The sequence below is a fragment of the Geobacillus sp. DSP4a genome, assembly GCF_013096875.1.
Taxonomy (GTDB): Bacteria; Bacillota; Bacilli; order Bacillales; family Anoxybacillaceae; genus Geobacillus; species Geobacillus thermophilus.
Genome location: NZ_SDLD01000027.1, coordinates 12,125 through 24,698, shown reverse-complemented (window position 1 = coordinate 24,698; position 12,574 = coordinate 12,125). Strand labels below are relative to the sequence as shown.

The window sequence follows — 12,574 nt, the reverse complement described above, 5'->3', positions numbered from 1 at the left end:
TCAAAGTCAGGCCTGCCTTGGCTTTGACTTTTTTTCTAGCATTCACATATTGCCATTAACCAAAGGGAAATGATAAAATAAAATTTATGTGAATGAATCGGGAGTGGATGATCAACGATGGCGAAGCGCGATTACTACGAAGTTCTCGGCGTCAGCAAAAACGCGACGAAAGACGAGATCAAAAAAGCGTACCGAAAGCTTTCGAAGCAGTATCATCCAGACATTAACAAAGCGCCGGACGCCGCGGAAAAGTTTAAAGAAATTAAAGAGGCGTACGAAGTATTGAGCGACGACGAAAAGCGGGCCCGCTACGACCGGTTCGGCCATGCCGACCCGAACGAAGCGTTTGGCGGCGGCGGATTCCAAGGCGGAGGGTTTGATTTCGGCGGCTTTAGCGGCTTTGGCGGGTTTGAAGATATTTTTGAGACGTTTTTCGGCGGCGGGCCGCGCCGGCGGGCGAGCGGGCCGCGCAAAGGGGCCGATGTGGAATACATGATGACGCTCACATTTGAGGAAGCGGCATTTGGAAAAGAAACGGAAATTGAAGTGCCGCGCGAAGAGACGTGCGACACGTGCCAGGGCAGCGGAGCGAAACCGGGCACAAGCCCCCAGCCGTGCTCACGTTGCGGCGGCAGCGGGCAAATCACGAGCGAGCAGGCGACGCCGTTTGGCCGCATCGTCAACCGCCGGACATGCCCCGTCTGCGGTGGCACGGGCCGGTACATTCCGGAGAAATGCCCAACGTGCGGCGGGACGGGCCGCGTCAAACGGCGGAAAAAAATTCACGTCAAAATTCCAGCCGGCGTCGACGACGGCCAGCAGCTGCGTGTCGCCGGCCAAGGGGAGCCAGGGGTCAACGGCGGGCCGCCGGGGGACTTGTACATCATTTTCCGCGTGGAGCCGCATGAATTTTTCGAGCGCGACGGGCTCGACATTTATTGTGAAGTGCCGCTTTCCTTTGCTCAAGCGGCGCTCGGCGATGAGATTGAGGTGCCGACGCTCTATGGCGATGTGAAGTTGAAAATTCCGGCCGGCACGCAAACGGGCACGCGCTTCCGCCTGAGAGGGAAAGGAGTGCCAAACGTGCGCGGCTATGGACAGGGGGATCAGCACGTCATCGTCCGCGTCGTGACGCCGACGAAGCTGACGGAAAAACAAAAGCAACTGCTGCGCGAGTTTGACCGGCTTGGTGGGGAGACGATGCACGACGGGCCGCATGGCCGTTTTTTTGAGAAAGTCAAAAAGGCGTTTAAAGGAGAAGCGTGAGCGCGATGAAATGGTCGGAAATCAGCATTCATACGACGCACGAGGCGGTCGAGGCGATTTCGAACATTTTGCATGAGGCCGGCGCCGGCGGCGTGGTCATTGAAGATCCGTACGATCTTGTGAAAGACCGCGATGACTGGTACGGGGAAATCGTCGAACTCAATCCGGACGATTATCCGGAAGAAGGCGTCATCATTAAGGCGTATTTGCCGGTCAACAGCTTTCTTGGCGAAACGGTCGAACAAATTAAACAAGCGATTAACAATTTATGGCTATATGATATTGACCTTGGAAAAAATAAGATTACATTGAGCGAAGTGAATGAGGAAGAGTGGGCGACGGCGTGGAAAAAGCATTATCATCCGGTGAAAGTGTCGGAGAAGTTTACGATCGTGCCGACGTGGGAAACGTATGAGCCGGTTTCCGATGATGAGTTGATCATTGAAATGGATCCGGGCATGGCGTTTGGCACCGGCACCCACCCGACGACGGTCATGTGCCTGCAGGCGCTCGAAAAATATGTGCGCCCCGGCGATGCGGTCATTGACGTCGGCACCGGCTCCGGCATTTTAAGCATCGCTGCGGCGATGCTCGGCGCCCGGTCGGTGCGGGCGTTCGATTTGGATCCGGTCGCAGTCGACAGCGCACGGCTGAACGTCAAGCTCAATAAAGTGCAGTCGGTCGTTACGGTGGCGCAAAACAATTTGCTTGACCATGTCGATGAGCCGGCTGATGTGATTGTCGCCAACATTTTGGCGGAAATCATTTTGCGTTTTGCCTCCGACGCTTTCCGGCTGCTGAAGCCGGGCGGCCGCTTCATCACCTCCGGCATCATCCAGGCGAAAAAGCAGGACGTCAAAGACGGGCTGCTGGCGGCTGGGTTTGTCATTGAGGAAGTGAACGTGATGGAAGATTGGGTCGCGTTAGTCGCCATCAAGTCGTAAACAAAGAAGGGATGTTCGTTGCAGCGATATTTCGTTTCCGAACGGGAGCGCCGAGGCGAAGTCGTCACGATCAGCGGCGCTGACGCGCACCATATCGCCCGCGTCATGCGCATGAAGCCGGGGGATGCGATCGCTTGCGTCTTTCCGGACGGGCGCACGGCTGTATGCAGCATTGAACAAATTGCCAGTGAGCATGTGCGCGCCCGTATTGTACAATGGAAGGAAGAGGGGCGCGAATTGCCGGTGCGCATTTATATCGCCCAGGGGCTGCCGAAAGGCGAAAAGTGGGAGTTTGTCATCCAAAAAGGGACGGAGCTTGGCGCCGCCGGCTTTCTGCCGTTTTTCGCCGCCCGTTCGGTCGTCAAATGGGACATGAAGAAAGCGGAGAAAAAAGTGGAACGGTGGAAAAAAATTGCGAAAGAGGCGGCCGAACAGGCGGAACGCACGTCATTGCCCGAGGTGCGGGCGCCGCTTTCGCTGGACGCGCTGCTTGCTTTTGGCGAAACGGTGGATCAACGTCTATTCGCCTATGAAGAAGAAGGGCGCGGGGGACGGCACGGTTCGCTGCCGGCGCTGCTTGCCGGCCTCAAGCCCGGCGGCACGCTGCTAGCCGTGTTCGGACCTGAGGGTGGATTTAGCCCTGAGGAGGCAAAGCGGCTCCGACAAGGCGGCTTTTTGCCGTGCAGCCTTGGCCCGCGCATTTTGCGCACGGAAACGGCGCCGCTTTATCTGCTTGCCGCGGCTTCCTATGAATGGGAGCTGCGCGCGCCAGATTGGGAGGCGGCGCAACAGTAATCAACGGTTTGAACAAATTCAGTCATGCTGCTAGCTCAGCGGCATGGCCTGCAGTGAGGTGAACAACATGCCAACAGTGGCTTTCCATACATTAGGCTGCAAAGTCAATCATTACGAAACAGAGGCGATTTGGCAGCTGTTTAAAAAGGCCGGCTACGAACGGACGGAGTTTGAGAGCCGCGCCGATGTGTATGTGATCAACACGTGCACGGTGACGAACACCGGCGACAAAAAAAGCCGCCAAGTCATCCGCCGTGCGGTGCGCCGCAATCCGGATGCCGTCGTCTGCGTGACCGGCTGCTATGCGCAAACATCGCCGGCGGAAGTGATGGCGATTCCGGGCGTCGATATTGTCATCGGCACGCAAGACCGGCATAAAATTTTGGACTACGTTGAGCAGTTTCAGCGCGAGCGCCAGCCGATCAACGCGGTCCATAACATTATGAAAACGCGCGTGTTTGAGGAAATGGATGTGCCGTCGTTCACCGACCGGACGCGGGCATCGTTGAAAATTCAAGAAGGGTGCAACAACTTTTGCACGTTTTGCATCATCCCGTGGGCGCGCGGCTTGATGCGTTCGCGCAATCCACAAGAAATCATCCGCCAGGCGCGCCAGCTTGTCGCCGCCGGCTATAAGGAAATCGTGTTGACCGGCATTCATACGGGCGGCTACGGCACCGATCTAAAAGACTATAACTTCGCGGCGCTGCTGCGCGATTTGGATGAGCAAGTGCCGGGGCTGAAACGGATTCGCATTTCGTCGATTGAGGCGAGCCAAATTACCGATGAAGTGATCGATGTGTTGCAGCGTTCGGACAAAATCGTTCGCCATTTGCACATTCCGCTTCAATCCGGGTCGAACACGGTGCTCAAGCGGATGCGCCGCAAATATACGGTGGAATTTTTCGCCGAGCGGCTTGCCCGCCTGCGGGAAGTGTTCCCGGAACTCGCCGTAACGTCCGATGTCATCGTCGGTTTTCCGGGTGAAACGGAAGAGGAATTTATGGAAACGTACCACTTTATCCGCGAGCAGCAGTTTTCCGAGCTGCACGTCTTTCCGTATTCGAAGCGGACTGGCACACCGGCGGCGCGCATGCCGGACCAAGTGGACGAAGAGACGAAACATGACCGCGTCCGCCGACTCATTGCCCTATCTGATCAGCTGGCGAAAGAATACGCGTCGCGATTTGAAGGGCACGTGCTCGAAGTCATTCCAGAAGAGCAAGACAAAGATCATCCGGGCATGTATATCGGCTATACGGACAACTATTTGAAAGTCCGTTTCCCGGGGACAGAAGAGATGGTCGGCGAACTCGTGAAAGTAAAAATCACGAAAGCCGGCTACCCGTACAACGAAGGTGAGTTTGTCCGCATTGTGCCGGATGGGGCAGCTCATTCCGTAAAGTTAAGCTCATAACCTGATATGGAGAGACAAGCACAGACACCCCAGCCTCGGCTGGGGTTTTTTCTTCTTTTTCTCGGGAACTATACAGATGACGGCTAGTTTTTGCCTCGCAGACATGGTATGATGGTAGACGTCAGACCTTTTATCTTTTTGCAGCGGCAGAAAGGGGCAAGTGTCCATGACAGTGAACATTGCGAACATGATCGACCATACGCTGCTCAAGCCGGAGGCAACGGAAGAGCAAATCGTTCAATTATGCGCGGAGGCGAAACAGTACGGGTTTGCCTCAGTATGCGTCAACCCGTCGTGGGTGAAAACGGCGGCGCGGGAACTTTCCGGCACGGATGTCCGCGTCTGCACGGTCATCGGCTTTCCGCTTGGGGCGACAACGCCGGAAACGAAAGCGTTTGAAACGAAAAACGCCATCGAAAACGGCGCGCGCGAAGTCGATATGGTCATCAACATCGGCGCCTTAAAAAGCGGAGCCGACGACTGGGTGGAGCGCGATATTCGCGCCGTCGTCGAAGCGGCAGCCGGAAAAGCACTCGTGAAAGTAATTATTGAAACGGCGCTTTTGACGGATGATGAAAAAGTGCGCGCTTGCCAATTGGCGGTGAAAGCGGGCGCTGACTATGTGAAAACATCGACTGGGTTCTCAGGCGGCGGCGCGACGGTTGAAGACGTCGCGCTGATGCGAAAAACGGTCGGCGACAATGTGGGCGTCAAAGCTTCAGGAGGCGTTCGCGACCGGAAAACAGCTGAGGCGATGATCGAGGCTGGGGCGACGCGCATCGGGACGAGCTCCGGGGTTGCCATCGTCAGCGGCCAAACTGGGCGCGCCGATTATTAAGCCCGCTTTTGGCCATGCAAACGCAAGATGGCCGTTTCGATGATGCCGACAAACGGCAACGCGGCGGCTGAACAAATGGTGTTAAACAAGACGCTCACATGGGCGAGCTGCACATCCGGCGCCGGGCTGAGCATGGCGGCAAAACGGGCGAACGGCTCCGTCCAGAAGGCAAAGACGGCAACGCCGGCGACGTTCAGCCATAAATGGGTATAAGCGGTCAGCTGGGCTTCTTTGCTTGAACCGATGGAGGCCAGCAGCCCGGTAATGCACGTGCCGATGTTGGCGCCAAGCAATATCGCGATGGCGGCTGGAAGCGTCAACAACTGTTCGTTTAAAAACCCCATGGCGATGCCGATCGTCGCCGCGCTCGAATGGACGAGGGCGGTCAAGGCAATGCCGACGAAGAGTCCGATGGCGGTCGAGCTGTTCGTTTGCTTGAGCCAGGCGTCAACAAGCGGGTAATCGGCGAGCGGCTTGGCGAGGCTGGAGAAGCCGTTCATGGCAAACAGCAAGGCGGCAAGGCCGACGGCGATCATCCCGATGCTGTAAACGAAGCGGCGACGTCCTATGAAGACGAGAAGTGCGCCGCCGATGAGAAGCGGAATGGCGCCGTCGCCGATATTGAGTGTCATCAGCTCGGTTGTGACGGTTGAGCCGATGTTGCTGCCTAAAATGATGCCGATGGACTGGCGAAACGATAAATAGCCGGTGGCGACGAGGCCGATCGTCATCACCATGACCGCCGAGCTGCTTTGCACGAGGGCGGTTGCCGCCATCCCGGTGAGAAATCCTTGCCATGGCGCAGCGGTAAAGCGCATGAGCCATCGTTTCAACCGATGGCCGGATAATGCGTAAAACCCGGCCTTCATCATGAACATGCCGATCAGAAAAATGGCGGTGTAAATGGCAAACAGCATCAAAAGCGGCCCCACGGGCGATCTCCCCTTTCATCCTATATGTATGGGCCTCGTCCGCGGACGATGACCGCTTTTTTCGGCGCCGGGATCGCGCTTTTTTATTGACCTTTTCTGCCGGCATGTATTATAATTGACAAGTACAATATGCAATGGTTGTTGTTCGGAGGGAGGGAAGCAGGATGTCCAAAACGATCGTTCGCAAAAACGAGTCGATCGACGACGCTCTTCGTCGCTTTAAACGCGCCGTTTCGAAAACGGGTACTTTGCAAGAAGTGAGAAAGCGCGAATTTTATGAAAAACCAAGCGTCAGACGGAAGAAAAAATCTGAAGCGGCTAGAAAGCGCAAGCACTAAGAGCATGCATTAAAGAGGGTGTATAATCGGTGAGTCTTCTCGATCGTTTGAATGACGATATGAAGCAGGCGATGAAAAACAAGGAGAAAGAAAAGCTGTCTGTTCTCCGTATGCTGAAGGCGGCGCTGCAAAACGAGGCGATCAAGCTCGGCAAAAGCCCGCTTTCGGAAGACGAAGAGCTGACCGTTCTTTCTCGTGAACTGAAGCAGCGTAAAGACTCCCTCCGCGAATTTGAAAACGCTGGCCGTTCAGATCTTGTCGAAAAAGTAAAAACCGAAATTGACATCGTTCAGTCGTATATGCCGAAACCGCTGACAGAGGACGAACTTCGCGAACTGATCGAGCAGACGATCAAGGAAGTCGGGGCTTCGTCGAAGGCGGATATGGGAAAAGTGATGAGCGCCATCATGCCGAAAGTGAAAGGCAAAGCGGACGGTTCGCTCGTCAATAAATTGGTGCAACAACAGCTTTCATAAAACAAGCAATGGGCCTTGCCGGCAGGCGGGCCCGTTGTTTTTGAAAAGCGGTGCTAGAACCCCCTTTTGTCTCATACATATGAGATGAAAGGGGGGTCTTTTTGTATGATGAAGAAATGGCGCCAGCAGATGAAGCGGTGGATGGCGGAAAAGCTCGAGCTTCCCGCCGATATCGTCATGGATCTGCCCCGCATCACGATGGTGGGGCACATACATATTTACATTGAAAACCACCGTGGGCTGCTCGCGTTCAGCGATAAAGAGCTCCGCCTTTTGCTGCGGAACGGGCAGCTGCTTGTCCGCGGCGAACAGTTTGTCATCAAAACGATTTTGCCGGAAGAAATTTTATTGGAGGGGAAAATCAGCCAAGTCGTTTATATAGAGGAGGACAAACGATGAAAAATGAATGGGTTGACACGTTAGCCGGCAGCGTGCGTGTCAAGGCGGAAGGAAAAGGGATCGAACGGCTGATCAACGCCTGCGTGCGCCAGGGCATCGCCGTATGGAATGTGAAAAATCATAGCCGGGAGACGGCGACATTTTTCATTAAGCTCAGCGATGTCAAGCGGTTTCGCCATATCGCCCGGCAAAGCGAGTGCAAGCTTTCGTTTGTCGGGAGAAGAGGGTTGCCGTTTTTTTGGCGACGGGCGCGGCGAAACAGCGGGTTTGGGCTCGGGCTGCTCCTTTTTGCGGCCATTGTATTTCTGCTGTCCAACGTTGTGTGGAGCATTGACATTGAAGGCGCCTCCCCCGAGACAGAACATCAAATCGTCCGCGAACTAAAACGGATGGGCGTCGAGCGCGGCGTGTTTCAATTCCTGCTCGATGACCCGGAAACGTTGCAAAGGAAACTGACCGAACGCATCCATGACATTACATGGGTCGGCGTCGAGTGGGAAGGGACGTCGCTGCATTTCCGCGTCGTGGAAAAAGAAATTCCGGAACCGAAAGAACCGATCCCCCCGCGCCATTTAGTCGCCAAAAAAGAGGCGGTGATCGCCGATTTGTTCGTTGAAGAAGGACAACCGCTCGTTTCCGTCAATGATTATGTACAAAAAGGTCAGCTTCTCGTTTCCGGCGTGATCGGCGCCGAGGGGAGAACGAAATTTGTACCGGCGACCGGAAAGGTGCTTGGCGAGACATGGTACAAGTCCACCGTTGTCCTGCCGCTTGAGACGACGTTTCATGTGTTGACCGGCGCGTTCGCCGAACGGCATTATATCGCAATGGGCCGCTTTTCCCTTCCAATCTGGGGGTGGGAGAAGCCGGCGTTCGCCCATACGGTCATCGAAACGAAAAAGCGGCCGTTTCGGTTTTGGAAATGGGACTTGCCGGTGTATTACGAGCGTGTTACGATTCGTGAAGCCGAGGAAGTGAAACGGAGCTATACGTGGGAAGAGGCGTTTGCAGAAGCGAAAAAGATCGCCCGCCGCGAGCTGCGGGCCAAGCTGCCGGAAGAGGCGGTCATTCGCGGCGAAAAAGTTTTGCATCAGACGAAAGAGAATGGTAAAGTAAGGGTAGAATTGCATTACGAAGTCATCGAAAATATTGCTGTACCACAACCCATCGTTCAAGGAGATTGAGAATGTCAGAGCAGTTTGTCACGATCAGCCAACACGTGCGCAATCAACAGGAAGCGGCGGCGCTCTTTGGCGTTCATGACGCCCATTTAAAGCGGATTGAGGAAGAGCTTGGCGTGTCGATTGTGACGCGCGGGGAGACGGTCAACGTCTCCGGAACGCCGCAGCAAGTCCAGCTCGTCGATGAGCTGCTTCGCCATTTATTGATTGTCATCCGCAAAGGGGTGGCCGTCAGCGAGCGCGACATCATCTATGCCGTCCAGCTGGCGAAAAAAGGGGCGCTTGACGGCCTCATCCAGCTGTACGAAGAAGAGATTACGAAAAATGCCAAAGGGAAGTCGATCCGCGTCAAAACGCTCGGCCAGCGTTATTACGTGGCGGCGATTGAACAACACGACTTGACGTTTGGCATCGGGCCGGCCGGCACCGGGAAAACGTACTTGGCGGTTGTCATGGCGGTGAAGGCGCTGAAAAACGGCAGCGTCAAACGCATCATTTTGACCCGACCGGCTGTCGAGGCGGGGGAAAGCCTCGGCTTTTTGCCCGGCGACTTGAAGGAGAAAGTCGACCCGTATTTGCGCCCGCTGTACGATGCGCTAAACGACGTGCTCGGAGCGGAGTACGTGCAGCGCCTCATTGAACGCGGCACGATTGAGATCGCTCCGCTCGCCTATATGCGTGGCCGGACGCTTGAGGATGCGTTCGTCATTCTGGACGAAGCGCAAAATACGACGCCGGCGCAAATGAAAATGTTTTTAACCCGGCTTGGTTTTGGGTCAAAAATGGTGATCACCGGCGATATTTCCCAAGTCGACCTGCCAAAAGGAGTCGAGTCGGGGCTGTCGGTCGCGAAGCGCATTTTGGCTTCCATCAGCGGCATTGCTTTTGTGTTTTTGGAGCAGTCTGATGTTGTCCGCCATCCGCTTGTGGCGAAAATTATTAATGCCTACGATGAGGCCGGCTTATAGAGCACAGACCGGGATGGATGGCACAGCTTTTCTTACAAAGCGAGGGGAAAACCGGTGGGAAGGCTTCGTTTTTTTCTCGAGCGGACAAAAGACGTCCGCTTCGTCCGCTTTTGGCTGTTTTTGTTTTTGGCTGCGCTGTTGTTTGCTGTGTTGTACTGGCAAGTGAAACCGCGCCAATATGAGCTGCGCCTGTTTGACGTCGCTAAAGAAACGATCCGCTCGCCGGTGACGGTTGAGGACAAAGAAGCGACAGCCAGGCTGAAAGAAGAAGCAGCCGCCAAAGTGGCAGACGTTTATACGTTGAAAAAAGAATATGCCGAAAACCGTGTCGATCTTCTTTCCTCGCTGTTTGCCGCCATTGAGAGCGTGCAAAACGAGGCGGGTTCGGGCCGTTCGCCCGGTGATTTGACAGCGAAGCTCGAGGAACGGCTGCCGCCGGAGTGGTTTGCCTACCTGTCCTCTGAAGAATGGCGGCGGCTGCTCAGCGCTTCTCCCGGTGAACTCGAGACAGCCAAAGAAGCAGCGTTGACGGCCGTGCATGCGGCCATGAGCGAGCGCATTTCCCAGGCGGAGCTTGACGAGGCGCGCGCGAAAGCAGCGACAGAGCTCAAGTATGCGGCGCTGTCGCCGGCGTTGCGCGAAACCGTCGCCAAGTTGTGCCGGCAGGCTGTCATTCCGAACGTCGTCTACGACCGGACGGCGACGGAAGAAAAGCGGCGGCAGGCGATGGATGAAGTGAAGCTGGTGAAAATTTTGCAAGGGCAAGTGATCGTGGAGGAAGGGCAATTTATTACGAGTGACATTTACCACCGGCTTGAGCTCGTCGGCCTGCTTGGCGGCGGACGCCCGCATTGGCCGGCCGCGGGGCTTTGTTTGTTCGTGCTGCTCTTGCTTGCGCCGCTCGTTTACTATTTCCGCGCCGAGAAGACGAATGAAAACTTGCTGCTTTATGCAGCGGTGTTCACGTTGATGATGGCGGTGACGGTGCTCATTCGCCTGCTGCCGTCCGGCGGGGCCGTTTCGGCCGGCTATCTCGTTCCGGCAGCGTTCGGTCCGATGCTTGTCCGCGTGCTGCTTGGCGAGCGGCTGGCGGTGATGACCGCCATCATTGGGGCGGTGTGCGGCAGCATCTTGTTTAATGAAGAAATCGGGGCGACTGGCGCCGTATCGGTGTCCTTGGCTGTTTATTTGCTCGCTGGCGGCCTGGCTGGGACGTTTTGCCTGCCGAAGGAGCTGGCGAAGGCGAAAATTTGGCGGGCCGGTGTGCTTGTTGCCGTCGTCAATACGGGTTTGCTCCTATCGTTGTTGCTAATGAAAAATGGCCGCTACTCGCTGGCTGAGATCGGCCTTTTTCTTCTCATGGCGGCGGCCTCCGGCATTTTCTCCGCCATTTTGACGATCGGGCTGCTGCCGGTGTTTGAGACGGCATTCGGCATTTTGTCGCCGCTTCGCCTCATTGAGCTGTCGAATCCAAATCACCCGCTGTTGCGCAAATTGTTGACGGAGGCGCCGGGGACGTATCATCACAGCATCATGGTCGCCAATTTGGCGGAAGCGGCGTGCGAGGCGATCGGCGCCGACGGCTTGCTAGCGCGCGTCGCCTGCTATTACCACGACATCGGCAAGACAAAGCGGCCCCGCTATTTCATTGAAAACCAAATGGGCGGCAATCCGCACGATCATTTGTCGCCGCAATTGAGCAAAAATATTATTATCGCCCATGTCACCGACGGCGTCGCCTTGCTTCGCAAGCACCGGCTGCCAAAGGAGATTGTCGACATCGCCGAACAGCATCATGGCACGACGCTGCTCAAGTATTTTTATCATAAAGCGCTCGAGCAAACGGGAGTGGTCTCCGAAGCCGAGTTCCGCTATCCCGGGCCGAAGCCGCAGACGAAAGAGGCGGCGGTCATCAACATTGCCGACAGCGTCGAGGCGGCTGTCCGTTCGTTGGCCAACCCCTCGCAGGAAAAAATCGAAAAGATCGTCCGGGGGATCATCGCCGACCGCCTGCAGGACAACCAGTTGAACGAGTGCGACATCACGATGAAAGAGTTGGAGATCGTCGCCCGTTCGCTTTGTGAGACGCTCAACGGCGTCTTCCATTCGCGCATTGAATACCCGGAAGTACGAAAGGAAAAGGTGAAGCATGCATGACCATTCACATCGACTTTATCGACGAAACGGGCGAAGTGACCGCAGAGCAGCTTGAGATGCTCGAGCAACTCCTTCGCGAAGCGGCAGCGAGCGAGAACGTGCCGGACGGGGCGGAAGTGGGCGTCTCATTCGTGGACAACGAGCGCATTCGCCTGATGAACCGCGACTATCGCGGCAAAGACGCTCCGACTGATGTGCTTTCGTTCGCGTTGGAAGAGGAAGGAGAGGGCGAAGTCGACATCATCGGCGCCGATATGCCGCTGGTGCTTGGCGACATCGTCATCTCCATTCCGAAGGCGAAAGAGCAAGCGGCGGAATACGGGCATTCGTTCATGCGCGAGCTCGGGTTTTTGGCCGTGCACGGTTTTTTGCATTTGCTTGGCTATGACCACGAAACGGAAGAGGAAGAGCGCGTCATGTTTGCCAAGCAAGAGGAAATATTGACGCGGTTCGGATTGACGCGATAGCCATGCGAGGTGCGAGGGAACGGGATCGTTTCGCCTGGGCTTGGGCGGGAATGAAGGCGGCGGTGAAGGAGGAGGCGCATTTGCGTTTTCACTTGGCGGCCGCCGTTGTTGCCTTTGCGCTCGGTTTCGCTGTCGGGCTGTCGCGCTGGGAGTGGATTGTGTTAGTGCTGACAGTTGGTGCGGTCGTTATACTCGAGCTGGTGAATACAGCCATCGAGCGCACGGTCGACTTGGTGACAGGGGAGTTTCACCCGCTGGCGAAAGCGGCGAAAGATATCGCTGCTGCGGCTGTGCTCGTGGCTGCCGGGGTTGCTGTCATCATCGGGGCGCTGCTGTTTTGGCCGCATCTTCGCTGAACGAACGAGAAAGAAAATTCTAATTTTTCTGTTACATTTT

At 55.8% G+C, this 12,574-nt stretch carries 14 protein-coding genes; 13 read left to right on the top strand and 1 reads right to left on the bottom strand.

Translation table 11 applies throughout. The features are described 5' to 3' along the window. Positions 1 to 117: 117 nt before the first annotated feature. From dnaJ to deoC, 5 genes are all read left to right on the top strand, one after another. Positions 118 to 1,266 (top strand): molecular chaperone DnaJ, encoded by a 1,149-nt coding sequence (dnaJ, locus tag ETC02_RS10705; RefSeq protein WP_063211690.1) that lies wholly within the window; start codon positions 118 to 120, stop codon positions 1,264 to 1,266. A 5-nt stretch (positions 1,267 to 1,271) separates the two neighbouring features. Next, entirely contained in the window at positions 1,272 to 2,210 is a 939-nt protein-coding gene (gene prmA, locus ETC02_RS10700) for a 50S ribosomal protein L11 methyltransferase (RefSeq protein ID WP_033009663.1), read from the top strand. Between the two features lie 18 nt (positions 2,211 to 2,228). Then, complete coding sequence (locus ETC02_RS10695; RefSeq protein ID WP_033009635.1) at positions 2,229 to 3,005, top strand: 16S rRNA (uracil(1498)-N(3))-methyltransferase; 777 nt, start codon at positions 2,229 to 2,231, stop codon at positions 3,003 to 3,005. 67 nt (positions 3,006 to 3,072) lie between these two features. Beyond that, positions 3,073 to 4,422, top strand: a complete 1,350-nt coding sequence (gene mtaB / locus ETC02_RS10690) for a tRNA (N(6)-L-threonylcarbamoyladenosine(37)-C(2))-methylthiotransferase MtaB (protein WP_033009637.1) — start codon at positions 3,073 to 3,075, stop codon at positions 4,420 to 4,422. 166 nt (positions 4,423 to 4,588) lie between these two features. Then, positions 4,589 to 5,260: a deoxyribose-phosphate aldolase gene (gene deoC, locus ETC02_RS10685; RefSeq protein WP_033009639.1), complete on the top strand. Its 672-nt coding sequence runs from the start codon at positions 4,589 to 4,591 to the stop codon at positions 5,258 to 5,260. Here the strand turns inward: deoC and ETC02_RS10680 are convergent. Continuing rightward, positions 5,257 to 6,192, bottom strand: a complete 936-nt coding sequence (locus ETC02_RS10680) for a Na/Pi symporter (protein WP_050367564.1) — start codon at positions 6,190 to 6,192, stop codon at positions 5,257 to 5,259. The genes deoC and ETC02_RS10680 overlap by 4 nt on opposite strands. A gap of 164 nt (positions 6,193 to 6,356) precedes the next feature. On the opposite strand from ETC02_RS10680, the gene rpsU reads away from it, so the two are divergent. The 8 genes from rpsU (at position 6,357) to ETC02_RS10640 (ending at position 12,534) form a co-directional block, all read left to right on the top strand. Beyond that, positions 6,357 to 6,530, top strand: a complete 174-nt coding sequence (rpsU, locus tag ETC02_RS10675) for a 30S ribosomal protein S21 (RefSeq protein WP_008879912.1) — start codon at positions 6,357 to 6,359, stop codon at positions 6,528 to 6,530. 29 nt (positions 6,531 to 6,559) lie between these two features. Beyond that, entirely contained in the window at positions 6,560 to 7,006 is a 447-nt protein-coding gene (locus ETC02_RS10670) for a GatB/YqeY domain-containing protein (protein WP_033009641.1), read from the top strand. Positions 7,007 to 7,111: 105 nt separating this feature from the next. Beyond that, positions 7,112 to 7,405: a sporulation protein YqfC gene (gene yqfC, locus ETC02_RS10665; protein ID WP_050367563.1), complete on the top strand. Its 294-nt coding sequence runs from the start codon at positions 7,112 to 7,114 to the stop codon at positions 7,403 to 7,405. Next, the gene (gene yqfD, locus ETC02_RS10660; RefSeq protein WP_033009647.1) at positions 7,402 to 8,589 is read left to right on the top strand and encodes a sporulation protein YqfD; all 1,188 of its coding nucleotides are present in this window, start codon (positions 7,402 to 7,404) and stop codon (positions 8,587 to 8,589) included. The genes yqfC and yqfD overlap by 4 nt, the downstream gene beginning before the upstream one ends. Before the next feature lie 2 nt (positions 8,590 to 8,591). Beyond that, the gene (locus tag ETC02_RS10655; RefSeq protein WP_033009649.1) at positions 8,592 to 9,554 is read left to right on the top strand and encodes a PhoH family protein; all 963 of its coding nucleotides are present in this window, start codon (positions 8,592 to 8,594) and stop codon (positions 9,552 to 9,554) included. A gap of 54 nt (positions 9,555 to 9,608) precedes the next feature. After that, complete coding sequence (locus ETC02_RS10650) at positions 9,609 to 11,711, top strand: HD family phosphohydrolase (protein WP_171698262.1); 2,103 nt, start codon at positions 9,609 to 9,611, stop codon at positions 11,709 to 11,711. Next, positions 11,708 to 12,178 carry an rRNA maturation RNase YbeY gene (gene ybeY, locus ETC02_RS10645; protein ID WP_033009652.1) on the top strand — a complete coding sequence of 157 codons (471 nt, stop codon included), beginning with the start codon at positions 11,708 to 11,710 and terminating at the stop codon, positions 12,176 to 12,178. Before ETC02_RS10650 ends, ybeY begins: the two co-directional genes overlap by 4 nt. A 2-nt stretch (positions 12,179 to 12,180) precedes the next feature. Then, positions 12,181 to 12,534 (top strand): diacylglycerol kinase family protein, encoded by a 354-nt coding sequence (locus tag ETC02_RS10640; RefSeq protein ID WP_033009653.1) that lies wholly within the window; start codon positions 12,181 to 12,183, stop codon positions 12,532 to 12,534. Positions 12,535 to 12,574 lie beyond the last annotated feature (40 nt).

What these genes read in the sequence shown, in the direction of transcription:
- dnaJ (WP_063211690.1), top strand. Translation starts at nt 118, where the DNA reads ATGGCGAAGCGCGATTACTACGAAGTTCTCGGCGTCAGCAAAAACGCG.
- prmA (WP_033009663.1), top strand. Translation starts at nt 1,272, where the DNA reads ATGAAATGGTCGGAAATCAGCATTCATACGACGCACGAGGCGGTCGAG.
- mtaB (WP_033009637.1), top strand. Translation starts at nt 3,073, where the DNA reads ATGCCAACAGTGGCTTTCCATACATTAGGCTGCAAAGTCAATCATTAC.
- deoC (WP_033009639.1), top strand. Translation starts at nt 4,589, where the DNA reads ATGACAGTGAACATTGCGAACATGATCGACCATACGCTGCTCAAGCCG.
- rpsU (WP_008879912.1), top strand. Translation starts at nt 6,357, where the DNA reads ATGTCCAAAACGATCGTTCGCAAAAACGAGTCGATCGACGACGCTCTT.
- yqfC (WP_050367563.1), top strand. Translation starts at nt 7,112, where the DNA reads ATGATGAAGAAATGGCGCCAGCAGATGAAGCGGTGGATGGCGGAAAAG.
- yqfD (WP_033009647.1), top strand. Translation starts at nt 7,402, where the DNA reads ATGAAAAATGAATGGGTTGACACGTTAGCCGGCAGCGTGCGTGTCAAG.
- ETC02_RS10655 (WP_033009649.1), top strand. Translation starts at nt 8,592, where the DNA reads ATGTCAGAGCAGTTTGTCACGATCAGCCAACACGTGCGCAATCAACAG.
- ybeY (WP_033009652.1), top strand. Translation starts at nt 11,708, where the DNA reads ATGACCATTCACATCGACTTTATCGACGAAACGGGCGAAGTGACCGCA.
- ETC02_RS10640 (WP_033009653.1), top strand. Translation starts at nt 12,181, where the DNA reads ATGCGAGGTGCGAGGGAACGGGATCGTTTCGCCTGGGCTTGGGCGGGA.